The following is a 22,659-nucleotide window of genomic DNA, read 5'->3' as shown; positions in this document are numbered from 1 at the left end:
AGATTGGGTTTTTTTTTGCCTTTTTGATGGGGCTTTTGCCTTGTCTCTAAAATTGTTCCTGAAAGGTTAAGTTTTATGAAACTAGTTCTTTTGGCTTTAGTTAGTTTGTTTTCTTTTTCTTCTTATGCTGGTATTTCGGTTGTCGGTCGTCCTTCGGCAGACTGTAGCACCCCTGGAGTTCAGGAGATGGCTTATCTTAGTGCTGAATATCTGGGCGAAGAAAATGGTCGTGCTCACTATGCTTTTACCGTGAGTGAATATGGTTGCGTTAAGGGGCGTTCGACTCCTGCGCGCACGATTTCTCCGACGACGTACAGTCTTTACTTTGTAAATCAAGAATACAGCCGTGATGTTTCCGTGAAACACGCGCCTTTGACTAGCTATTCGGTTGAGGCGCAAATGAGTTTTGTTCCTTCAACTTTCTTTGCTCAGTTTCCAGCTCGTCATTACACGGTTTCTTATTATCCGGCGGCAGGATCTAATAGCTATAGCTGGATTGTGACTTTCACGGCAGATCCAAAGACCGGAAAGATTCTTACTCAGATCAAATAATTCAAGCGCAGACTCTTAATCTTCGCTGAACATCTTAGGTTGATTTTTAGGCCGGCGAGTTTTCGCCGGTTTCTTTTTCCAGCCGTACTTTTCTAAATCAATCGAATCATTGTCTTTGAATTTTACTTTTTCTTTTAACAACAAACTCTTTTGTTTATTGTATTGCTTGGTTGCTCTTGGAAACGAGATGCGGCCTTGTGAATTGATCACACGCTGCCAGGGAAGATCGTAAGCTTCGGTGCAAGAGTTTAAGATCCAGCCTACGCCGCGCGAGCCTTGCGGTTTGCCAGCTAAAACGGCGATCTGACCATAAGAGGCCACCTTGCCCATGGGAATACTTTTAATCAAAGAAAGCACCTTTTTGGTGAAGGCATTCAGTTTAATTGGGCTAAATGGGCGAGAACGAGGTTGTCTCATCTTTATATTCTGCGGGTGGATCCGGGGCCGGGCAAGGCGCGGTTGGCCTTAAAATGTCTGGATTTTATATGGATTCGGGGTCCTGTCTTTTCTTCTTTTTGGGGGCATGTCATCCTTAAGGAATGAAATACCTTTTGATGACAGTTCTTTTGTTAAGCGGCTCTTACGGATTTGCAGATTCATGGAATAAAACCGTGTTGGCCGGTTACGGCAAGGTACAATCTTACAAAGATCTGTTCTGTTCTAAGTCAGCAAAAGCCCCAAGCTGTCGTTACTATCAAAAAAATCTAGGTAAATCTTTTAGCCAAAAACCTTTACGCATTTCAATGACCGAAGAAGACACGGTTTGGGTTTACACTGACGTCGCGCAAATTAAGTTGGTCAAGGAAAGTAACGGTCGATTCTTGGTAAATGGACGCTTGATAGATCTTGCGCAAATACAGTCGCGTGCCGAGTTGCGTGAGGCGATTCGTAAATCTTTGCCGAAAAGATCTGCCGGCCTGATGTCTCTTTTTATTTCTTCCGCATGGGCGCAAAACTTTGGTAGGGAGGTTCTAAGTGATCAGCAGCAAAAAGATAAAGCCGCTGCTATAACAGCTGAATATGATGCGAGGGCTGCTACGGAGAACACTTATGTGGAAAAGGCGGGCATTTTAGATTTGCAAGTGGTCGCGACTATTGATCATTTGATTGTTACTTCTAAATCTTTGAGTTCTTGTGCTGAAATTGAAGCTTTTGTTCAGTTATGCACAGATCAAACCGAATACGCAGGAAGAGCCATGGGGCAGTCTCTGTTTGCCTGGACTAAGCAGGACTTTGAAGCTAAAAAATCGCAAATACCCGTAATCAAAATCTATCTTGAGCGTCTTAAAAAATTGAACGACACTATTCGCAAAAGCCGCAATGAGAAGTTCTATTCGTCGATGAATTCTTGCGGGAAGAATAATCCGGTTTTGCGTCCCTTGTTAAATGAATGCGTGGACGAGGTTAAAGTGACCATTGAAGCTCTTGAAGCGTTGGAAGGAAAGTTGAAGTCGCAGTTAAATCAGTACCGAGATATGCAAGAGCAGATTTCGACGTTGGCGGCCAGTGAAGATGGCTATGATGATGAACATGAAGACATGGAAGAGCTTCCTTATGCCCCAGTTAAGCTCAAAGATCGTGGCGGTTTGCAGAGATCTAAGGGCGGCGCTCGTTAGTCCCTCAGTCCCGCCATCGAAGGGTGGCGGCTCTTTAGAAAAAATGTTTCTGCATGAGAATTTCTGAACAACTGCTTCCCAAGTTTCCTTGAAATTTTCGCCTCTTTTTGATGCAAAAAGATCCCTAAAATCAAACTAAATTATGTCTATTTTGGCGCCTAATGATCCTGTTTTGGGGTCTTGTGTCTCGCGTGTAAATATATGAAATAATTGAAAAAATAAATTTTCGGTCGAGGCTATTGACCTTTCTTAAGGCGGGTGTGGTATCCTAGAGGTATCAAATGACAGGTTTTACTTAATCTGTCTCGCTTTTAAGTCTTTTTTGACGACGGAATTTTTCAAAAAAAGATCTCTCGGGGATTCGCTCGAGACACGGGATGAAGAAAAACTGAATACAGACAAAGGAAAGGGTCGAGATGCGACAAGGTGTCTTATGGCTATGGCGTATGTTTATCTGGCAGCCGCAATTATTTTTGAAGTTTTGGGTACACTCACTCTGAAAAATACAGAGGGATTCACAAAGGTGATTCCAATCATACTGACACTCGTATGTCATGGAATCTGCTTTGTGGCGCTCGCTGCTGCTTTAAAGTCGCTTCCGATCAGTATGGTTTATTCTATCTGGGCGGGAGTTGGTACCGCTGCGATGGCGTTTATAGGTTTGTGGATGTTTAATGAACCATTGCCTTTCCATAAGGTGATGGCTACGACGCTGATTGTGATTGGTGTGGTGATGTTGAATTACACGCAACCAAAAACAGAGCAGATCGCGAAAGGTGATACAACAGAGACTTTAACAATCGATAAGTCTTCTGTGAACGTGAAGACCACTGAAATTGTAGCGCAAAGAAATTCTGGATAAATTATTTTATGAAGCTCTTATGAAAGTGATAGCTTCATTCAAAAACGCCTTTTTTAAAGCTGTCTCCTCCTAGGGATTTACTGCAAAAAAGGCGTTTTATTTTTTTTACTTCAGAATAGATTTTTTCAAATTAACGACACCGTCGTCCGCGGACTTTCCCAACCAAATAGCAAAGATCTTTTCGATAAAACCTTCACCACCTTTAATTTGAGTGGCTTGGCCGGAAGTTGTTTCGTAAGTGATCACTTCGCTACCGTCTTTCATTTTAGTGCCTAAAACGGTCAAAGCTTTACCTTCTTTAGCTTCGCCACCCTTAGAGACTGCATCCAAAAATTCTTTTACGGACGCATCGTCAGGATTGATGTTGTTGGCCTTTAAAGCCTCTTTAAAAGACTTTTGAACGTTGTCGGCATCAACATCGCGAACAAAATGCATTTGAATGGCGACGGCTTTCTGAGCTTTCAAAGATCCCAAGGCCTCGCCTTCAGATTTTTTAAAAGTCGCTAAATCAGACACAAAGAGTTGGCCCGCATAGACTTTCACATTCACAAACACGACCTTTTTTGCGCGAAGGCCAGCGCCTACCGAGGACAGTTTAATAGTTTCGCCTTCAGACGAGACACTTGCTGTCGCGGGAAGATTGATCTTTTCGATGTGAGGTCCTGTTCCTTCAGTTGTAAGAACAACCGCCAAAGCGGGTTGACCTAACATCAAGGAGAAGAGCGCTGTAATAATACGTTTCATGATTAGACTCCTTATTCATCTATAAGGATTTTCTCTCTGGTAGGGCAATGTCAATAAGGAAAACTTTAGGTTGGCAGATGGGAAGCCCTCCATTAAGCTTAGAACACAGGCATGAGCGAGCAAAAAACTTCTCTTTTTCGGCACAAACTTGAATTGCTTATTTTGACCGAGTCAGAAGAAGTTCTGAATCGCGCCAGACAAGTGATCGCCGCTCATTATCTCACGTACAAAAAACTGCCTTTTGAAAAAGTGGCGACTGACACTTTGGGGGAACTTAATAAGGCCGTTCTCGTAGTGTTGGCGCAAGAAACAGAGGAAGGTTTAAAGGATTTTGCCGTGAGAGTGGAGCAGGCCTTAAAATTTTTTCCGCGCTCTAAATTTATAGCGGTGATGGCTCCGGGACATTCTCGCGAAAATCTTGAAGGCACCCAAAACGCGCGGGTGACAGCCCTGTCGCAGCACGAATTTTTTTCGACTCTAAAGTTTGAATACCTTTGTGTGTATCGTTGTCGGTCGCAGTATTTTGAGGTGCAACTTAAAGACTTTTTTCCAATGACGACGATGCTTGCACCTTGTTATGTGCGTTTGCCATTAAACCAACGGTATCTGGCAGTGATTCATGGAAATGCGGTGTTAACTGAAACTCGGGTGCAAAGGTTAGAACAATACAAAGAGCTTTTCATTCGCGTGGGCGACAGCTCAAAGTATTACGAGTACATCAATAACTATTACGATTCTTCAGGGGCGGCGTTAAGGAAAAAAGCGCGCGCTTTGTTTTTGGCCGTTTATTATTATTCTTTGGCTTTAAATGAACACATTCTTTTTGATTTCAAGTCGGCTCCGGATTCACAGATCGAAGAGATTTATGCAGCTTTGTTGGGAATTGCGAATCCGCTTTTGGAAATCATGAAAAGCAAAGAAGATCTTTGGGAGATCTTTAGAGAAGCGCACAATAACGAAATTGCGCCTTTTTGGCGCGGGCCGTGGATTGCGGTGTACGCGACATTGATGGCGGTAAGAAGTGGCGTAGGGGATCCTTTAGTGACCTTGATGTCGGGGCTTTTGATGGACGTGGGGCTTTACGATTTAGACGAGGACACGGCACGGGCGTATCTTTTAAGTGAAGATAAAAAGTTAGCTCCGAATATGTTAAGTTCATTTGAGAAGCATCCGCTTTTGTCTTTAAATCGTTCGCTTATCAAAAAGGTGCCGATCAATGACGCGATAAAATCCGTGATTGTATGTACACATGAAAAATCCAATGAATCAGGTTTCCCCAATCAAGTTCCTACTGACAAGTTGCCTGTGGAAGCCCAGTTGCTGATGTTTGCCGAGCGCGTTGATCAAGAAGTCCTGACTGTTATGAAAAAGAATGGGGTGGGTTTCCGCTTCTTAAAAGAGAAATATTGGGAGAGCGAAAAGACCTCGGGTCAAAATTTCTCTGAAGAGTTTCTGACCGCGATTGCAGAAGCTCTTTTATAGGCAATTGACACTCCGGCCTAAGTGCAAAATCCTTTGCTCAATTTACTTTAAATGATTTTAATAACGGGGCTTAAATTGCCTAGATAGGCCAATCTTTGAGAGGAATTGAGAATGCTTAAAAAATGGACATTGGCGTTGTGTTTAATCGCCCTTTGCGCAACCGCAGAAGCTAAAGACCTAACAAACCGTTTGGGTGTAGGTATTAAGAAAAACACAGCCTTGGATCTTCCGGAATTAGCGGCGGTTTATTACCCCGTTTCTGACATCGCTTTGGCGGGTGGCTTGGGTGTAGACACGAAAAAAGATGAATCACGTTTTACTGCCAATGCAGCCGTACGTCGTTTGATTTTTAAAGAAGCTAATATGAATTTCTACATGGGCGGTGCAGTGGGTCTTATCAATTTCGAAACCGCTGGAAAAAAAGAATCTGGTTTTGAGTTGAATGCCCTTTTTGGTGGCGAGTTCTTCCTTCCAGGTTTGGAATCTTTGGGTTTCACCTTTGAAGGAGGCGTGGGTATAGTTTCGGCGGACGAAGTTCGCTTCAGAACTTTGGCAGACGGACCATTTAGCGCCGGAATTATTTTTTACTTCTAAAAAAAAGGATGATTTAAATGAAAAAAGTCATGCACACAGACAATGCACCTAAAGCCGTGGGTCCGTACTCGCAGGCGATTCAGTTGGGTGATTTTTTATTTTGTTCGGGACAAATTTCTATCGACCCAAAAACCAATGAGGTTTTTACGGGCGATATCAAAACCCAAACTGAAATGGTGATGAAAAATATCGAGGCGGTTTTAGCGACGGCGAATTTGAACTTTGACAACGTAGTTAAAACGACCATCTTTTTAACGAGCATGAACGATTTTGCAACTGTAAATGAAATTTACGCGAAATCCTTTAAAGAAGCGCCTCCGGCACGTTCTACCGTGGCGGTGGCAGGGCTTCCTAAAGGTGTCAGCGTGGAGATCGAAGTACTTGCGCATCGTTAAAAAGCTGCTGCGCTCTCGCGTTTTTTGGACCTTGGCACTTTTAGTCGGAGTGGTGACATACCGCTTTTATGAAGAGTATGAGGGGATTCAAAGCGAGATTGTACAGTCATGGTTAAAAACACCCACCGCGGATTGCGCGGTGGTTTTAACCGGGGGTGCGGGACGGGTGCGAGAAGGCTTTGATCTTCTGGCCAATCAAAACGTCAAGCGCTTGGTGATCTCTGGTGTCTATTCAAACGCGCGCCTGCGCGAGATCATGCCTTTGTGGTCTTTGTACGGAAACTTAAGTGAAAACGACGTCGTCTTAGATCGACGCTCGGAAACGACTTACGGGAATGCTCAACAAAGTTTGCCAATTGTTGAAGCCTTAAAGTGTCGTGATATCTTGCTGGTGACTTCGCGCCTGCATATGCATCGCTCTTATCTCACTTTCCGGAATGCTTACCCGGAGAACATCTACATTCAGAAACACGCCATTATTGGGGGACGTTACGAGTCTTCGGTCTGGGAGTTGGGTTTTGAAGCGATGAAATCCTTATTCTATTCTTTGTGGGCCTACTAAAACAGGACCTTTAGCCAACACATATTTTGGTCAAGAGACCCGATGAGATATTCAGAGATCTCAAGGGGAATATATGACTTCTTTACTAGCGCGGGTTGACTCGCTAGGAAGATTTTTTACCAAAAATATGGAGTACACGTTTCGTGTGCTCTTGATGGTCTATGTTTCTATTCGTGCGGCGATTTTCGATAAGGCCCAAGGCTTTCGCCAAATTTTCGGAGTGATCTCAGCCCAAATTTATTTCACGGGCTGGCAAGCTTTGCCCCTGATCACGGTCTTGGCATTAGGAGTTGGCGGTCTTTTGGTTTTGCAGTGTATGGCGAACCTGTCCCTTTTAGGCGGCACGCAAATGATCGGCAGCTTCTTGGTGGTGATGATCTGCCGGGAAGCAGGTCCTTTGCTCGTGGCCTTGGTGGTGATCGCGCGTTCAGGAACAGCGGTCGCTTCGGAAGTGGGAAATATGCGGGCGAATCGCGAGATTGAAGCTTTAGAGAGCATGGGAATTAATCCGATGAGCTTTATTGTTTTTCCGCGCGTTTTGGGTGGTATTTTTAGCGTCGTGGCGTTGGCTTTTTATTTTAATGTGATTGCCCTTATTGGGGGATTTCTAATCACACGTTTTATGCAAGATATGCCTTTGGCTTTTTACACCGATTCCATTGTCCGGGCTTTTGCCAAAGAAGATCTTTTGATCTTTCTTCTTAAAAATGGCTTCAGCGGTATGATCATTTTTGTGGTGTCTTGTTATCAAGGACTTTCTGTGAAGCGCAGTCCGCATGAAGTGCCACAGCAGACCACTTTGGCGGTCGTGAACAGTATTATTTTTGTCGTTATTTTTAATCTAATGGTTTCAGCTTTGTTTTATCTCAATGAACTTCGTAATTTGGGGGTGATTTCATGAAAATCGAAAGTCTTAAGTTTGAAGGTGTGTCGTTCACGCATGACGGACAAGATCCAATCGTGCAAAACGTGGACTTTGATTTTCCGACTAAAGAAGTCCTTTGGGTGAAAGCGGAAGAAGGCGCCGGAAAAAGTTCATTGTTGCAAATCTTAGCAGGCTTGCAAATTCCCCAATCGGGCAAATATATGATCAACGGCGAAAATATTTTAGATATGAGCTTTGAAGAGTTTCTGCCATATCGTTTACAAATTGGTTATTCGTTTGATTACGGTGGATTGATAAATAATCGCACCTTGCATGACAATTTGATGTTACCACTTTTATATCATAAAATGGTTTCGCCCGAAGAAGCCCGCACGCGCGTGGATGGTCTTTTAAAAGAATTCGGCATTGAAAAATTCGCTCAGGAAAGACCGGCACACGTTCCTGGACGTGTGCGTAAGTTGACATGTCTTTTACGTCCGTTAGTGATGCGTCCGCAGGTTTTGCTTTTAGATGATCCCAGTGTAGGTTTAGGGCAAGACAGTATTTACACGTTTGTAGATCATATTAACAAGCATCGTAAAGAAGGCTGTTTCAATCATATCTTTATCAGTTCGTATGATGAGAAGTTTATGAATCATTTTGAATATCAAATTATTCACTTGGACGACGGGCAGTTGTACTTTCAAGCTGTCGATCCCGAAAAAAGGGTCGTCCATTTATGATCAATCTGAAGTTCAATAAATTTGAACGCGTCGCCGGAATGTTTATTCTGGTCGCGGTCGCGGGAGTCCTCCTGACGGGCTTAAGTGCCGCGATTCGCCAGGGGTGGTTTGAGCCTCGTGTGCGTTATAAAACCATGTTCCTAAGTGCAGATGGGATCCATCAAGGCACGGTTGTGCAGTTATCCGGTCTTAAAGTGGGGGCCGTGGAAAGTGTCGAACTTGAAAGCGACAATCGCGTTAGTGTCGAGTTTTATATCTTAGGAAAATTTCAAGATCGGGTGCGTGAAGACAGCAGCGCACAGCTGGTGCGTCCGTTTATCATCGGAGAGCGTGTTTTAGATCTTTCGATGGGGACAGAGGATTTTAATATCATTCCTGCTGGCGGCCATGTGAAATCCACCGAGACCATGGACCTTATGACATTGATGAGTGGTAAAAACATGAATAGCTATTTGGCAAAACTGGGCGGTATTTTAGAAAGCATGCAAGTGATCATGGATGCTTTTGCAGATAAAAGCCGTGCTGAGAGCTTGGTTCGAGTGATTGACCGCTTAGATCCGTTGATGAAAAATTTAAACACCATGTCGTCGGAAGTGATTAAGCTTTCTCGTCAAGCAACCCATGGTGATGGGATGCAAAAACTTGTGGGAAATTTGAATTCCACAACATCGGAAATCAATCGCATCTTGCCAGAACTCAATGAACAAAATCCGGACCTTGCTAAGGACTTAGCGACTATGACGCAAAACTTAGCGGTGGTCACAAAAGCTTTAGGGCCAGCAACCAAGGCGGTGGAAGGTCAATTGCCCGGAGCCAGTGTTCGTCTGTTGGAAGCTCTGAATGAAACAGTTGTGGTGCTAAAAGCCATGCAAAAAAGCTTTTTCATGCGCAGCAATGTTGAAGAAGTTCATAAAGAAGAATCTCAACGCCTTCCGGCTTCAAAATAGTCCTTTCTTTTACCCACGGGTTCTTTATTATAGAACTCGTGCTGGTAGGACACTTTTTTAGACATTTTATTTTCTCTCGCCGGGCTGGGGCCTTGGTGCGTCGTATTTCTTGGCTGTCCATGATCGGCATCTCCATCAGTGTCACGGCATTTTTGGTCGTGCTTTTTGTGATGAATGGGATGAACGCATCCATTAAAAAAAGAATTATTGGTTTAGAGCCTCACTTGTATGTGCAGGTCGCTGATGTTAAGTCGGCCACACTTTTAGAGTCTCATCCGGTTTACCAGCGTCTCCAAGAAGACCCAGGGAATCGTGCCTATGTCTATGAAATTCAAGATGTGATCATTCGCACCCAAGATGGACAGTTCCGTGGCGGTATTGCGCGTGGAGTGAATAGGGACAGCATGTCTCACTTCATGGAGCAGCTGCAAAAAATGAGTGAGTCGGGAAAATCTTCTTCGACGTATTTCTGGGATCCGCAAGATCTCCCGGATGCGGGAGAGGTGATGTTGGGTGTGGATCTCGCCCAATCCTTGGGGGTTTTTGAAGGGGACTTTGTCACGGTGGTGTCGCCTTCGGGTCTTTTACTTCCGATGGGAGAAACGCCCAAATTTGATCGCGTGCGCGTGAAAAAAATTGTTACCACCAGTCTTTCAGACGTGGATGCTAATTATCTGTTTTTTCAACGAGGCAAAGCCTTAAATACTCTTTTAGGGGATAATGTTCGCACTTATGGAATTGAAGTGTGGCTGCCTAACGAAAATCAAATCGAAAATGTAAAAGATGATTTGATGAAGTTTTCAGACGTTAAAGTGGAAACTTGGATGGATCGAAATTCCGCTTTGCTTTACGCTTTAAAATTGGAAAAACTGACCATCGGAACTTTCTTAGGCTTGGCCGGAATGATAGCGGCAAGTTCCATTTTAACGGTGTTGGCTTTGTTATTATCGCAGAAAAAACGAGATATCGCGATATTGCGCACGATCGGCTATTCCGCTAAACAGACCGTGCGTACTTTTACGCAACTGGGTTTTATGCTTTCTTTTGTGGGAGTCTTGATCGGCGTGATTCTGGGGACGGGGATCAGTCTTTATATTCAAGCCAATCCGATTCAGTTGGCGGTTTCTCAAATCTATTATGATCCTTCAATTCCAGCCTTGGTGGACTTTAAACTTGTCTTTGGAGTTTTATTCTTTAGCGGTTTGATTGCCTGGTTCGGTTCTTATATTCCAGCGCGGACAGCAGCCGAAGTGGAGCCGTCCGACGCCTTAAGAATGAAATAACATTATACGCTGACTTGGTAATCTCTTAGAGCGTCTGTCAGGGAGGTCTTTAGGTCGGTGCTTGGTTTTCTTTTGCCGATGATAAGTGCGCACGGAACGCCGAAGTTTCCGGCGGCGAATTCTTTCATTTGTGTTCCGGGGATCACGACAGAATTTGCGGGCACGCGGCCTTTGGTTTCAATGGCTTTGCTTTGCGTAACGTCGATGATTTTTGTGCTGGCCGTGATGGTCACACCGGCTCCAAGAACCGCACCTTCTTCGATCACGACACCTTCGACCACGATGCAGCGGCTGCCAATAAAGGCGTTGTCTTCAACAATCACAGGGGACGCTTGCACGGGTTCTAAGACGCCACCGATGCCAACGCCTCCGGATAAATGCACGTTTTTTCCAATCTGAGCGCAAGATCCTACCGTCGCCCACGTGTCCACCATCGTGCCAGCACCCACATAGGCGCCGATATTCACGTATGAAGGCATAAGAATCGCCCCTTTTTCAATGAAGCTGCCTTTACGTGCTAGGGCATGAGGCACCACACGCACGCCATCTTCTTCGCTCCATTTTTTTACGGGGATTTTATCGAAGTAGGTAAAGTCGCCGGCTTGCATGACTTCCATTTTTTGGATGCGGAAATAAAGCAAGATGGCCTTTTTGATCCAGTCGTTTGTGACCCATTTGCCATCGATTTTTTCGCAAACGCGTTTTTTACCGGAATCCAAACCTTCGATAACTTCAAAAACGGCTTTAAGTTCTTGCGTGGTCAAAGTGTCGACGGATTTTCCGCCTTGGACGTCACTGTAAATTTGGTTTACTTCATTTTGCATTTGTTCAGATCCTTTTAAGTCTCAAGAGTTTTTAACGACTCTAAAATAGCTGGTACATGGGTACGGATGATGGAGTCCGCATCAAGGCCGCGTTCGATTTCATAAGTTAAAGTGGGGATGTTTCTTTCTAAACCGGTGTAAGTGCCCAAACACCCGGGTGTCGGGTAGCCGATACTTTCATCAATGATATACCCCGTGCGCTTAGAAATAACGTCGGCCACTTTTTTGCAGTCACCGTTGACATTAAGCATGGGCTTCCAAGAATGCAGACTGTAAATGAAAGTCGGCTTTTTGGCTTCGATGTAAGCGATCAGGCCGTGGTTTTCCCTTTCACTGCCAGCAGAAGGGCCCGGATGATAGCGGGGAGTTGCCACTTCTGGCGACCAATCTTTCGTTGGCAGATTTCGGTTTAAGTCCACACCGTTGGCGTTGCCGCGAGTTTTTAAGATCACGCCTTCAAAGTTGAACTGCGGGACAATAGTGAGGTTGATGCGAAAAGGACTGGCATTCATAAAATGCTTCATCAAGCATTGGGCCGCAATCACGCCTTCAATTTCGTCGCCGTGCACGCCACCTAGAATTAATACTTCAGGTCCCCCGTTATGAAACTCGTGAGCTAAAACGGGAAGTCCCTTAGAAGTGAAAGTAAAAAGCGAAGTTTTCATGACAAATCATCCTTCTTGCGGGATGATGTTAACAGAGGTGTTCGTGGAATACATCAATAACGAGTTGTGTCTAGGTCCTTTAAAAAAATCGCTGTCTGTTTTGACCACTGATTATATGCGGCCCACGTATGTCTATGATTTGGATTTTATCGCGCAAAGATATAAAGCCATGTCGGGTGCTTTAAAAAACACGCGCCTTTTTTATGCGGTGAAAGCCAATCCCAACGCGCAAGTATTGCAAAAACTTAAAAGTTTAGGGGCGGGCGCGGATGTTGTTTCACTGGGAGAGATCAAGCGGGCTCTGGAGAGCGGCTTTCAGCCTCAAGATATCGTCTACAGCGGTGTGGGAAAAACCAAACACGAAATCACCGAAGCCTTAAAGCTGGGCATTTTGCAAATCAATGTGGAAAGTCTGCCGGAGTTAGAACGCATCGGTGCGATTGCGAAGTCCTTAAATAAAAAAGCCGCCGTGGCGTTCCGACTAAATCCCGATGTGAGTATCCAAACTCATCCGTACATTGCCACTGGTTTAAAAGACAATAAGTTCGGCATGGAGTTGTCATCTTTGCCAAAATTGATGGCGTGTTTAGATAAATTCTCTGATTCTTTAGAGTTAGTCGGGGTGAGTCTGCACTTGGGTTCCCAGATGTTGGAATTCAGCGGGTATGAAGAAGCCTTAAAAAAATTAAAAGCGGTCTTTATTGATTTACAAAAAAAAGCGCCCGGTTTACGCAAATTTGATTTCGGTGGCGGCTTGGGGATTTTTTATGATCGCACGGATCTAGAATTAGAAGAAAGCCTTTTGCAAGACTATGCAAAGATCACTTTAAATGTATTGGGCGATTTAGACTGCGATCTTCAATCTGAACCGGGCAGATGGTTGGTCGGCCACTGTGGAGTTTTGATTGCTCAAGTTCAGTATATTAAAACCACATCTGAAAAAACTTTTGTGGTTTTAGATTCAGGGATGAATCATCTGATTCGCCCTTCGCTTTACGAAGCTCAACATCGCATTATGACTTTAAAAAAACAAAACGAAAGCCACACCGTGGATATTGTGGGACCTATTTGTGAGTCTTCAGATGTGTTTTTAAAATCTGTGTCTTTGGGGCAAGTGCGGGAAGATGATTTCGTCGCCATTTTAGATGGCGGCGCTTACGGTTATTCTATGGCCAGCGTTTATAATTTGCACGAGCTGCCCAACGAAATCTGTATCTGATTAAAGATCTACCACGCGCACATCGTCGGGGTGAATCGGCTTAAGAATTCTTGAAGCAATTTCGTTAAAATGGGCGGAATAATCCGTCGTTAAAATATCAATACGCCGAGGGCTTTGCTCGGCCTTTTTAAGACGTCCACTTTGCATGTCTTGCTGAAGCCATAAGGCAATGGCTTCACCTGAGTCCACCAACTCAATGGAAGATCCCGTGACACGTGAAATCGAGTTTTTTAAAATCGGATAATGGGTGCAGCCCAAAATCAAAGTGTCGATATTGTTTTGTAAAAGCGGATTTAAATAACGAAACACAATCAAATTGGTGACCGGATCTGAATCCCAGCCCTCTTCGGCCAAAGGTACAAAAAGTGGACAGGCTTGATCAAACACGTGAGCTTCTGAATCCAGTTCTAAGATTTTATGCGTGTAGGCTTGGCTATTAATGGTGGCACGCGTGCCTAAAACACCAATGCGCTTAGACGGACTTAGTTGCAATGCGCGTGCGGATCCCGGGGAGATCACGTTATACACGGGCAGCCCGGCAAACTCGGCCTCTTTGACTTGCGTGGAGGCGGTGTTGCATGCAATGACGATGGCTTTCACATCTTGTTTTTTTAAAAACTCGATATTTTGTTCTGAATATTTGCGGATGGTCTGTGGGGATTTAGAGCCATAAGGCAGACGCGCGGTGTCCCCTAAGTAAAGAAAACTTTCATGCGGGAACTGATGAGCGAGTTCTCTTAAAACCGTCAAACCACCAATTCCTGAATCAAAAACCCCAATGGGGCGCGCATCATGCACTGACATTTGAATTATTTTACTCCGTGAGCTCGAGATTCGGCGATTCCGTTGGCTGACATTTCCATGAAAAGCGCTTTCTCACGGATTTCAGCAATCGAATTCGCGTTAACATAGCTCATCCCTGAACGAATGCCACCAGTGACTTCTAAGATTACGTCCTTTACGTGTCCTTTGACATTCACTTGAGTCGCTTCTCCTTCAGGGGCCATTCCTTGCGGAACTCCACCGCGCCACGATTCTTGAGCCGAGCGCGAGGCCATGCCACGGTATTGTTTTTTGCCGTTTTTAATTTCCCCTGGGGATTCAATAGTCCCTGCGAGCATGCTTCCAAGCATGACGGTGCTTGCTCCGGCCGCAAAAGCTTTCACCATATCCCCGGAAGTACGAATACCTCCATCGGCGATCACCGGAACTCCGTAACTGTCCGCCACTTCGGCGCAAAGTCCGATGGCGGTTAGCTGCGGAACGCCGGCACCGGTGATGATACGAGTTGTGCACATCGAGCCTGGCCCGATACCCACTTTGATGGCATCGGCACCTGCCTCGATCAAATCGCGTGCAGCATCCGGAGTAGCTAAGTTTCCGGCGATGATTTCAATATTTGGATAGTGATCTTTGAGCCATTTTAAGGTCTCCATCATTTGGATGGAGTGGCCGTGAGCGATGTCGATGGTGATAATATCAACACCCCCATCAATCAAAGTTTTTGCGCGGGCTTTGAACTCTTCCCCCACACCGACGCTGGCAGAGACATGCTTGACGCCCGCTTCTTTGAGGCGACGTGCTTGTAAGGCCTGTTCTTCGGTGGTGATGAAGCGGTGTAAGATCCCGATGCCACCGAGTTGGTGCATCGCAAAGGCCATGTCGTATTCGGTGACGGTGTCCATATTCGCACTGATGATCGGGGTTTCGATCGTGATTTTTTTAGTTAATTTCGAAGTCAACTGTGGGTCGCGACGAGAACGGATGTCCGATCTTGCCGGGATAATAAGAACGTCATCAAAGGTCAAACCTTTGCCGCGAGATTTGATGTCTTTCCAGTTAAACATGAGCGTCATGCTTGCGAACCTCATTTCGGAAGATAGTAAATAACAAATGCGTTGAAAATAAAATCAAATAGGTGTCTAAAGCCGACAAAGCCAAGCTTTGCACGGGCGTGTTCCAAATCAGACGGTAACTATTAAATACGGATGCTAAAATCATCGGAATCAGAATTTGAAAAACAAAAATAATACCTAAAATTTTGCCCCAATTATGGCGCACGATTTGGGCCGAGGCTTTAAGGGCGTCTTCTTTGCCTTCGTCATAGCGCGTGCTTGAAGTGACAATGACGGGGACCATCAGATATTGAATGTATTTAATAATTCCGGGAATCACAAAGCAGAGGGACCAGAGCAAAGTCTTTCCCCAGGAGCGCAAAGTTTCAATATAAAGCTGATTTAAATATTTTTTAAGGAACGCCCCTAAAGACTGGGTCCATCCGGTTTGCAGGTTCAACGCAAAAAGCGCCATTGTCACCAGCAAGGTGGGAAAGATCACGCTGGACAATAAGGACAGAAAACCAAAAAAATAAACCTGGCTTTGAGCTCCCATAGGGTCTTGGAGCGCATTTTCGATATAGAGGTTCAGATACTGGTCTATATTTGTGGACACAACAACCAGAGCGAAAAGTGGAATAAAAACTTTTTTAAAAACCTGAAGGCTTTCGGCAAAGAATTTCACTTAAGTATTTAGATCACCCAACCTGGCTTTCAGTCAAGCGTGACGTACCCGTGTTAAGAATCACGGCATTTTTTTGGGATTCTAGGAGCATAATAAGGCTCTAGGAGTCCAATATGGGTCACAGGATGATTTTGATTGGTGCAGGAAGCACCATCGGGCGTCCGTTGGTGGATGTGCTTAAAAAAGAGGACATCGAACTGACGGCCGCCTCCCGAAGCTTACGACGCTTACCCGAAGGCGTTAAGGGATTGCAATTGGACTATAACAATCCTCAGATGATGGAGCTCGCCCTCAAAGACAAGGAAGTTCTATTTTTAAAGCTGCCGATCTCGACGGACTTTCATGCGCAAACGTTGAACATTCTAAAAGCAGCAAAGCTTAACGGAGTTAGATTCATCTTAGGGATGTCCGTGCTGGGGGCCTCGGCGCATTCTCCCTACATGTATCAAAGAGTTTATGGAGAGTGGGAGGAGATCTTAGCGGAAAGTAAAATGCGCTACTGCTTTATCCGTCCCAATATTTTGATGCAGTCTTTGGACAACTGGTATCATGACGAACTGCAGGCCGGAACGGTTTACCTCCCGGAAGGCGAGGGGCGCGTGTCTTTTATTGATGCTCGGGACGTCGCGGATCTAGCGGCGAAGATTCTTATGCACCCGATGATTTTTCATCGTCAGGTTTTAGAGGTGACGGGACAGAGAGCTTTTTCTAATGCCGAAGCCGTGTCCTTTTTGTCATTTCATGCTTCACGTCGAATAGAGTTTGTTCCGGTGACGGAGGCCATGGCTCTGAAAAGTCCGAATATGCGTGATCTATCAATATGGGAAAGAGAATTTGTTTTAAGCCGTCATCAGGCGGTAAAATCAGGACAGCTTTCGTGGATTTCGGGTCATTATGAAAAAATCATGGGCCGACCCCCAAGACGTTTTGAGGACTTCTGTGCGGAAATGGGGGAGCAGTTGAAATCACCACCCCCTCCAGATAAGTCCGCTGATCTTTAGTGAGTTTCTGATTTCTTCTTTTCTAGGTATTCATCATAAGTGATGTGATTGTCGTACATGACACCTTGATCGATTTCGATAATGCGATTAGCGACAGTTTGAATCAACTCATGATCATGGGACGTGAAAAGAATGGTCCCTTTAAAGCGCTTGAGTCCCTCATTCACGGCCGTAATACTTTCTAAGTCTAAATGGGCTGTCGGGCCGTCAAAGATTAAAATATTAGCGCCTGAAAGCATCATTTTAGAGAACATGCAGCGAACGCGCTCGCCCCCGGACAAAACATCTGGTTTTTTTAAAGCATCATTGCCGCTGAAAAGCATTTTTCCTAAAAACCCACGCAAGAAACCTTCGTCTTTATCGTGAGAATACTGACGAAGCCAGTCAACGAGGCTGTCTTCAGCCCCGGTAAAATACTTTGAATTATCCGTCGGAAAATAGCTGACCGAGGTGGTGATACCCCAATTAAAACTGCCGGAGTCGGCTGCGAGTTCTCCGGCGAGGATTTCAAAAAGCAAAGTTTTCGCCAAATCATTGCGACCCACAAAAGCAACCTTGTCGCCTTTTTTTAAATTGAAGCTGACGTTTTTAAGAAGCGTTTCGCCTTCCCATGTTTTGGTCAGCTTATCTACCGTCAGTACTTCGTTACCCAGATCGCGTTTCATATCAAAGCCGATAAAAGGCTGACGACGCGAAGACGCCGGAAGGTCGGTGAATTCAAGTTTTTCTAATTGTTTTTGACGAGACGAAGCTTGTCGAGATTTAGAGGCATTGGCACTAAAACGTTGAATAAAGGCTTTAAGTTCGTCGGCCTTATCCGCACTTTTTTTGTTTTGATCGGCGAGCAAACGCTGTTTAAGTTCACTGGCTTCGCGCCAGAAATCATAATTTCCGGTGTAGGTCGTGACTTTTCCGAAATCAATGTCCGCGATATGGGTGCAGACTTTGTTTAAGAAATGACGATCATGCGAGATCACGATGACGGTATTTTGGAAATTTAATAAAAATTCTTCTAGCCACTGGATAGCGTAAATGTCCAAGTGATTCGTGGGCTCATCCAGTAATAAGATATCTGGCTGACCGAAAAGGGCTTGGGCTAAAAGAACTTTTACTTTCTCTCCGCCATTAAGTTCTTTCATTAATTTGTGATGATAAGATTCATCAATTCCTAAGCCGGCTAGCATAACGCCGGCTTCCGATTCAGCCTCCCAGCCATTGAGTTCCGCAAAAACACCTTCCAGTTCAGAAGCGCGAACCCCGTCGGCTTCAGAAAAATCAGGCTTGGCGTAAAGAGCGTCTTTTTCTTCCATCACTTTGTACAGACGGGCATTCCCCATCAGCACGGTTTTTAGAACCGGGAATTCGTCATAAGCGTAGTGATCTTGTTTTAAAACGGAAAGGCGCAAGTCGCCGGGGATGATGACTTCGCCCGTGTTGGGCTCAAGCTCTTTAGAAAGAACTTTTAAGAAGGTGGACTTTCCAGCGCCGTTGGCCCCAATCAAGCCATAGCAATTGCCGGGCGTGAATTTTACGTTAACGTCTTCAAATAATTTTTTGCCGCCAAAGCGAAGGCTGACATTTGTGGTGCTGATCATGGGATTCCTTTAAAGAGTTCCCGAAGATAAACGGGGGCGGGCGGGGGCGTCAACCCGGTTTGCCTGACAGAGGTAAATGGCGTAAAGTCTTTTCATGGAAAAAGAACTTCCTCCTATCGAAATTCCCTCTGACAGTCTAAGCGAGGATGCTTTAAAGGGCGTCATCGACAACTTCGTTCAGCGCGAGGGGACGGATTATGGGGCGGAAGAAATCCACTATGAAACGAAGATTCGTCAGGTTCAGCGGCAAATCGAAAAGGGCGATGTCGTGATCGTCTTTGACCCGAATTCAGAGTCTGTGCATTTAGTGACCAAACATGAGTTTCGAAAGCTGCAAATTTCAGCAAATGCCTAATATCTCAGCACATTTTGATGCGGAGCCCTTTTGTTGACCTTTAGGGTCATTAATGATGAATTAGTTGTTCTTTAGCGTGCCCCGGTGGCGAAACTGGTAGACGCACAGGACTTAAAATCCTGGGCTTCCTTTACAGGGGCGTGCCGGTTCAATTCCGGCCCGGGGCACCACTTCCTCTTCTTTTGCGTCAGACAGTCCTCGCTCGTTTTTAAATGTCACTTCGATTTTAGTTTTTTGGCTCGATGTTATTGCGTCGTTTTTGCTTTGTTTTTCTTTACTGCGGAACTCGCAAAAGAAGAGGAAGTGGTGCCACGCTTTTTGGGTCAACTCGCAAAAGAGAAAGGAATGGTGCCCCGTTATTTTCGGAGCATTTAAAGTGAAACTTCAAATATTTGGCGGGCGCTTCCTGTTTCGACAATGCCGATACTTTCAATTTTCGCTTCAATTCTTGTTTCATGCTCTAGGCATTTTTCTACGATTTTTGCTAAATCAGAACGTGGACACCTTATTGCTAAAGTACTGTGCGGAATCCAGTTGCCAGGAAGATAGTACTCAGAGCAAATCTTGCTTATACTGCTATCGACCTCATGGAGTTTTTGATGAAAATCCAAAAGGGATTTAGTAGGCGCAATTCCCAAGAATGCGTGCGCAGGATCCGTTGGAAATGTTGCGACTCCATAAGAAAATATGGATGGCGGGGTTAGATTTAATTTAGAAAATCTATCGACGAGGATGCGAAGGGATTGTTCGTCTACTTCTTCCCACAAGCCCAGTGTAATCCCTGGACGTGAACCTGAGGCCTTCAGAAAACTTGCTAGGCCTGCTCTGTCTAGCGTATCCCAAATTGCTCTGACGGGAGCCGCTGTTGATTCGCTGAAGTAACATTTAACCGCAAAACCCATGGGATAGGTTTAACAAAATTCCATCAAGAAAGACAATGCTCGCTGTGCCTTTCTGGTTCGAGCTTATCCAAGCTCCTGCGGCGCATAAAGTGGTCAGGTCAATTCAGAGCTAAGCTCTCCAGAATGGCGGTTCGATAATCGTCAAGCAAGGGGCACCATTCCTTTCTTCGAACTGTCCTTGTGGGGTATTCGATTGGGCCTTCATAAACCTAAATACACAAGTCTTGAGATTGCCAATCAGATGTATAAAGACGCCTGGCTGGTGAAACGTACGCAGTTCCAAAAAAAATTTCCCCATCTTTCTTCCGCTGAACTAGATAAAAAAACTTCCGAATATTTTGCTCAATTAAAGGATCAGTGATGTTAGGTCCTATTGAAGTATTGAAACTAGTGAGGTGATGCGCAGAGGCTCCTTCAATCTTATACATCAGGACTCCGGAATTAAAGTGGATATCGTTCTTAATAAGAATTCAGAAATTTCCAAATCTGAACTGAATCGTCGCCAAAAAGTAGAAATTATTCCGGGATTGGAGGCTTACATTGCCACTCCTGAAGATGTTATAATTAAAAAACTTGAATTCTATCGAGAAGGCGGATCAGAGAAACATCTTTTAGACGTGCGTGAAATTCTGAGTTTCACGGAAGTAGATCTTTCTTATTTGGAAAAATGGGCGGGGCAATTGAATCTAAAATCAGAGTGGGCGAAGGCTCAAGAATAGATGCAGTGGTGCTCCACTCTTGGAGTGAAGAGTCGTCTAAATTTTAGCTCTTCGCCAAATCGTTAATGTGGTTTCTGGCCACTCCGTATTCCATTTTTTAAATTTTGAAATCCGGTACGGCTCATAGAAATCTTGGCCGGGCTTTTCTATGTAAAATTCGGCATCAATGCAGTAGGCGGCATGGACCACCTTGTTTTGCGCTTTAAAAACTAGGACGTCTCTTGCTTGGGGATGCAGATCTTTAATTGGAGAGAACTTTTCTTGGCGAAGCGTATTTAAAAAAGGTTTTTCATGGAGCCATGTCTTTATTAACGAAACTCTATCTTCCTTTGATGATATTGCGCCAGCCACAAGTCCCATGCAGTTTGGGCCGGACGAAGATTCAAAACTATTCAAGAGATGTTTTATATTTAATCGCCGAATTTCATTCTTTGCTTCAATCGGCAAACTTCTAAAGTTGTAGCTTTTATAGCTAACAATTTCGTTCTGAACAAACCAACCATGAAGCACTGTGGCCTTTTGCGGTGTCGAAAGCTTTGCCCAATCTTCAGCGTTCGCCCAGCTATATTTACCAAACTGCGGTAGCAGCTTTTGCACTGATTTTGGCAAAAGTGTCGTTTTTATGAATGACGGAACACCCATTCTAATTTGGCATTTTATGATTTCATTTAATAAACTTTTTTCGAGGGTCGCCATCATTCCCGGTGGCATCCAAGCGCAGGCTTTTGAATTATTTAAAGAGTATCCGTACCAGCTTCGAGAATTTAGGTCCCATATCTGCATAGCTGGATCTTTAGCTTTTGCCGGGGAAAGGATTGTGACGGAATTTTTTTTGATCTTCTTTAGGCAAGCATCGTCAAAAAAGAAAAGATCTCCTTCAGTTGGAACACACTTGATCCATTTTTTTAAGTCTGATTTGCTCGCATGAATCTTCATGAAGTCACTTTTAACACGGAGCATGCTCTTGAGGTATAGACTTTATTAATCCCGCCAAAATTTCGATTATGTCCAATATCCGGCGTCGCATCAAAGCTTCAAGTCGGTTTTAAAGCATATATCCAAAATGGCAGTTCGATAATCGTAAGGAATGGTGCCTCGTTTTTGGGAATCAGAATGCTAAGGCTGAGTTATTTTCACTGAGCAATTGAGAACCATTTTTGAGGACTTATCTTTCGGAAAAGATCCCGAAGTCCATGTTAAATAGTAACGTGGTGTTTGATAGCCTGAGATTATTTGCCCTTCTGAAGATCTAGGGTTTTCCCACGTCCTCTCTATGACAAGAATATCTTCTCCTTCAAAAGAGGAGATTAAAGATGTCGCAAGCTTCGTCGACTGTCCAACCTTATCGCTGCCACTAGAGACAGGGAAGTTCGCAGCTTCATTGAAATCTAATTTCGTGGCAGAAGGAATAATTGCAAATTTCTTGCTGACGACCTGCGAGTGTCCAAGAATTTCAAAATTCAAAATCCAGTCTTTGGATCCGTTTTGAAAAGCCGAAAATAAAACGCGGTCGTTCATCGCGATGCATGTTAGCGCTTTAGAAGGCACGTCTGTTTTTACGTCGGTCCACCTTGTCGATGGATCAAAAAGGTGAGCGACGATATGTCGTGATCTGCGCGAATCAGAAGCTCCCACTATTCGGTTGGCGGCATAAGTGGCTTCATGAAGAATCAATGCGGCACGGTCCGTTTCGCTTAAGAAGGACCACAGATCTCCACTTATTAAAATGCGCTCTTCGGAGTAAAATCTTGCAAGCTGTTCCACTTGGCATTGACTAGGAAGTACCACTTCGTAGGAGTCATCAATTTTATCCAGTTTTGTATTCGGCGGCAATATTGTCATTTTCCTTTGCACAATATTGGCATAAGCAGCGATCAACTGCCTAGAGTTGGGCGGGATGACCTCAAGAGCTTTTTCAACTTGAGTATTAAAAGGGTTTGCCGACCGTTGAATGTTAAGGCCATACATCGCTGAGCCTTCGAAAAGATCTAAGAGCTCTGCTGATTCGATGGTGCCGTCTTGATTTCGGCAAACGACCGCATTGCCACCGCCTCCATCGACTCCGCCGTCCGCCTTTTCTTGGCTGTAGCCATATGGAAATCCGCTGGGACTTTTGCCGTCGCCTGACGTAGAAACTTCGCAGGCACAAAATAATAATGTTACCGACGAAGTTAGTAAGACTTTAAAGATGTCCATGACGACCTCCATGTTCAC

At 44.6% G+C, this 22,659-nt stretch carries 26 protein-coding genes and 1 tRNA gene; 16 read left to right on the top strand and 11 right to left on the bottom strand.

Annotation, left to right across the window (positions count from 1 at the left end):
* Positions 1-75: 75 nt before the first annotated feature.
* Entirely contained in the window at positions 76-552 is a 477-nt protein-coding gene (locus AZI86_RS15115) for a hypothetical protein (RefSeq protein ID WP_061836093.1), read from the top strand.
* Between the two features lie 15 nt (positions 553-567).
* Here AZI86_RS15115 and AZI86_RS15110 read toward each other — a convergent pair whose 3' ends face one another.
* The gene (locus AZI86_RS15110) at positions 568-969 is read right to left on the bottom strand and encodes an MGMT family protein (protein ID WP_061836092.1); all 402 of its coding nucleotides are present in this window, start codon (positions 967-969) and stop codon (positions 568-570) included.
* A 122-nt stretch (positions 970-1,091) separates the two neighbouring features.
* Between AZI86_RS15110 and AZI86_RS15105 the strand changes: the two genes are divergently transcribed.
* On the top strand, positions 1,092-2,168 hold the full coding sequence (locus tag AZI86_RS15105) for a hypothetical protein (RefSeq protein WP_061836091.1): 1,077 nt from the start codon (positions 1,092-1,094) through the stop codon (positions 2,166-2,168).
* Positions 2,169-2,601: 433 nt separating this feature from the next.
* The gene (locus AZI86_RS15100; protein WP_157684721.1) at positions 2,602-3,030 is read left to right on the top strand and encodes a DMT family transporter; all 429 of its coding nucleotides are present in this window, start codon (positions 2,602-2,604) and stop codon (positions 3,028-3,030) included.
* Between the two features lie 105 nt (positions 3,031-3,135).
* Here AZI86_RS15100 and AZI86_RS15095 read toward each other — a convergent pair whose 3' ends face one another.
* Complete coding sequence (locus tag AZI86_RS15095) at positions 3,136-3,774, bottom strand: chalcone isomerase family protein (protein WP_061836089.1); 639 nt, start codon at positions 3,772-3,774, stop codon at positions 3,136-3,138.
* Between the two features lie 111 nt (positions 3,775-3,885).
* Here AZI86_RS15095 and AZI86_RS15090 point away from each other — a divergent pair, with 111 nt between their 5' ends.
* The 8 genes from AZI86_RS15090 (at position 3,886) to AZI86_RS15055 (ending at position 10,645) form a co-directional block, all read left to right on the top strand.
* Positions 3,886-5,256: a hypothetical protein gene (locus tag AZI86_RS15090; protein ID WP_061836088.1), complete on the top strand. Its 1,371-nt coding sequence runs from the start codon at positions 3,886-3,888 to the stop codon at positions 5,254-5,256.
* Positions 5,257-5,367: 111 nt separating this feature from the next.
* Entirely contained in the window at positions 5,368-5,850 is a 483-nt protein-coding gene (locus AZI86_RS15085; protein ID WP_061836087.1) for a hypothetical protein, read from the top strand.
* Between the two features lie 17 nt (positions 5,851-5,867).
* Positions 5,868-6,245, top strand: a complete 378-nt coding sequence (locus tag AZI86_RS15080) for a RidA family protein (RefSeq protein WP_061836086.1) — start codon at positions 5,868-5,870, stop codon at positions 6,243-6,245.
* The gene (locus AZI86_RS15075) at positions 6,232-6,807 is read left to right on the top strand and encodes a YdcF family protein (RefSeq protein ID WP_061836085.1); all 576 of its coding nucleotides are present in this window, start codon (positions 6,232-6,234) and stop codon (positions 6,805-6,807) included. Before AZI86_RS15080 ends, AZI86_RS15075 begins: the two co-directional genes overlap by 14 nt.
* 73 nt (positions 6,808-6,880) lie before the next feature.
* A complete protein-coding gene (locus AZI86_RS15070; RefSeq protein ID WP_081111955.1) occupies positions 6,881-7,708 on the top strand; it encodes an MlaE family ABC transporter permease in 828 nt (275 codons plus the stop codon).
* Entirely contained in the window at positions 7,705-8,415 is a 711-nt protein-coding gene (locus AZI86_RS15065) for an ATP-binding cassette domain-containing protein (RefSeq protein WP_061836084.1), read from the top strand. The genes AZI86_RS15070 and AZI86_RS15065 overlap by 4 nt, the downstream gene beginning before the upstream one ends.
* Positions 8,412-9,362: an MlaD family protein gene (locus AZI86_RS15060; protein WP_061836083.1), complete on the top strand. Its 951-nt coding sequence runs from the start codon at positions 8,412-8,414 to the stop codon at positions 9,360-9,362. Before AZI86_RS15065 ends, AZI86_RS15060 begins: the two co-directional genes overlap by 4 nt.
* A 95-nt stretch (positions 9,363-9,457) precedes the next feature.
* Positions 9,458-10,645 carry an FtsX-like permease family protein gene (locus AZI86_RS15055; RefSeq protein ID WP_253715973.1) on the top strand — a complete coding sequence of 396 codons (1,188 nt, stop codon included), beginning with the start codon at positions 9,458-9,460 and terminating at the stop codon, positions 10,643-10,645.
* Positions 10,646-10,647: 2 nt separating this feature from the next.
* Here AZI86_RS15055 and AZI86_RS15050 read toward each other — a convergent pair whose 3' ends face one another.
* Positions 10,648-11,469 carry a 2,3,4,5-tetrahydropyridine-2,6-dicarboxylate N-succinyltransferase gene (locus AZI86_RS15050; RefSeq protein WP_061836081.1) on the bottom strand — a complete coding sequence of 274 codons (822 nt, stop codon included), beginning with the start codon at positions 11,467-11,469 and terminating at the stop codon, positions 10,648-10,650.
* Between the two features lie 14 nt (positions 11,470-11,483).
* Positions 11,484-12,134: a M14 family zinc carboxypeptidase gene (locus tag AZI86_RS15045; protein ID WP_061836080.1), complete on the bottom strand. Its 651-nt coding sequence runs from the start codon at positions 12,132-12,134 to the stop codon at positions 11,484-11,486.
* Here AZI86_RS15045 and lysA point away from each other — a divergent pair.
* Positions 12,133-13,353 carry a diaminopimelate decarboxylase gene (lysA, locus tag AZI86_RS15040; protein WP_253715972.1) on the top strand — a complete coding sequence of 407 codons (1,221 nt, stop codon included), beginning with the start codon at positions 12,133-12,135 and terminating at the stop codon, positions 13,351-13,353. The genes AZI86_RS15045 and lysA overlap by 2 nt on opposite strands.
* Here the strand turns inward: lysA and murI are convergent, their stop codons facing one another.
* The 3 genes from murI to AZI86_RS15025 are packed head-to-tail and all read right to left on the bottom strand — an operon-like array spanning position 13,354 to position 15,873.
* The gene (gene murI, locus AZI86_RS15035; protein ID WP_061836079.1) at positions 13,354-14,157 is read right to left on the bottom strand and encodes a glutamate racemase; all 804 of its coding nucleotides are present in this window, start codon (positions 14,155-14,157) and stop codon (positions 13,354-13,356) included. It lies immediately after the preceding gene.
* A gap of 5 nt (positions 14,158-14,162) precedes the next feature.
* Positions 14,163-15,209, bottom strand: coding sequence for a guanosine monophosphate reductase (locus tag AZI86_RS15030; RefSeq protein WP_253715971.1), 1,047 nt, complete (start codon positions 15,207-15,209; stop codon positions 14,163-14,165).
* The gene (locus AZI86_RS15025; protein ID WP_061836077.1) at positions 15,193-15,873 is read right to left on the bottom strand and encodes a hypothetical protein; all 681 of its coding nucleotides are present in this window, start codon (positions 15,871-15,873) and stop codon (positions 15,193-15,195) included. Before AZI86_RS15025 ends, AZI86_RS15030 begins: the two co-directional genes overlap by 17 nt.
* A 113-nt stretch (positions 15,874-15,986) precedes the next feature.
* On the opposite strand from AZI86_RS15025, the gene AZI86_RS15020 reads away from it, so the two are divergent.
* Entirely contained in the window at positions 15,987-16,874 is an 888-nt protein-coding gene (locus AZI86_RS15020) for an NAD(P)H-binding protein (RefSeq protein WP_061836076.1), read from the top strand.
* On the opposite strand, the gene AZI86_RS15015 is transcribed toward AZI86_RS15020, so the two are convergent.
* Entirely contained in the window at positions 16,871-18,469 is a 1,599-nt protein-coding gene (locus AZI86_RS15015; protein WP_061836075.1) for an ABC-F family ATP-binding cassette domain-containing protein, read from the bottom strand. The two genes, AZI86_RS15020 and AZI86_RS15015, sit on opposite strands and share 4 nt — an antisense overlap.
* Before the next feature lie 94 nt (positions 18,470-18,563).
* On the opposite strand from AZI86_RS15015, the gene AZI86_RS15010 reads away from it, so the two are divergent.
* Both AZI86_RS15010 and AZI86_RS15005 read left to right on the top strand, forming a co-directional pair.
* On the top strand, positions 18,564-18,824 hold the full coding sequence (locus AZI86_RS15010) for a YheU family protein (protein ID WP_061836074.1): 261 nt from the start codon (positions 18,564-18,566) through the stop codon (positions 18,822-18,824).
* Positions 18,825-18,902: 78 nt separating this feature from the next.
* Positions 18,903-18,994: transfer RNA gene (locus AZI86_RS15005), tRNA-Leu, on the top strand.
* 201 nt (positions 18,995-19,195) lie between these two features.
* On the opposite strand, the gene AZI86_RS15000 is transcribed toward AZI86_RS15005, so the two are convergent.
* Positions 19,196-19,726: a 2'-5' RNA ligase family protein gene (locus AZI86_RS15000; protein WP_061836073.1), complete on the bottom strand. Its 531-nt coding sequence runs from the start codon at positions 19,724-19,726 to the stop codon at positions 19,196-19,198.
* Positions 19,727-20,172: 446 nt separating this feature from the next.
* Between AZI86_RS15000 and AZI86_RS14990 the strand changes: the two genes are divergently transcribed.
* Positions 20,173-20,445, top strand: a complete 273-nt coding sequence (locus AZI86_RS14990) for a hypothetical protein (RefSeq protein ID WP_061836071.1) — start codon at positions 20,173-20,175, stop codon at positions 20,443-20,445.
* A gap of 36 nt (positions 20,446-20,481) precedes the next feature.
* Here the strand turns inward: AZI86_RS14990 and AZI86_RS14985 are convergent, their stop codons facing one another.
* Both AZI86_RS14985 and AZI86_RS14980 read right to left on the bottom strand, forming a co-directional pair.
* Positions 20,482-21,381 carry a hypothetical protein gene (locus AZI86_RS14985; RefSeq protein WP_157684720.1) on the bottom strand — a complete coding sequence of 300 codons (900 nt, stop codon included), beginning with the start codon at positions 21,379-21,381 and terminating at the stop codon, positions 20,482-20,484.
* A gap of 180 nt (positions 21,382-21,561) precedes the next feature.
* Positions 21,562-22,641, bottom strand: a complete 1,080-nt coding sequence (locus AZI86_RS14980) for a hypothetical protein (protein ID WP_061836069.1) — start codon at positions 22,639-22,641, stop codon at positions 21,562-21,564.
* Positions 22,642-22,659: the final 18 nt, after the last annotated feature.

This window comes from Bdellovibrio bacteriovorus, from assembly GCF_001592735.1.
Classification (GTDB): Bacteria; Bdellovibrionota; Bdellovibrionia; order Bdellovibrionales; family Bdellovibrionaceae; genus Bdellovibrio; species Bdellovibrio bacteriovorus_D.
The sequence above is the reverse complement of the archived record's forward strand: the minus strand, read 5'-3'. Positions and strand labels throughout refer to the sequence as shown.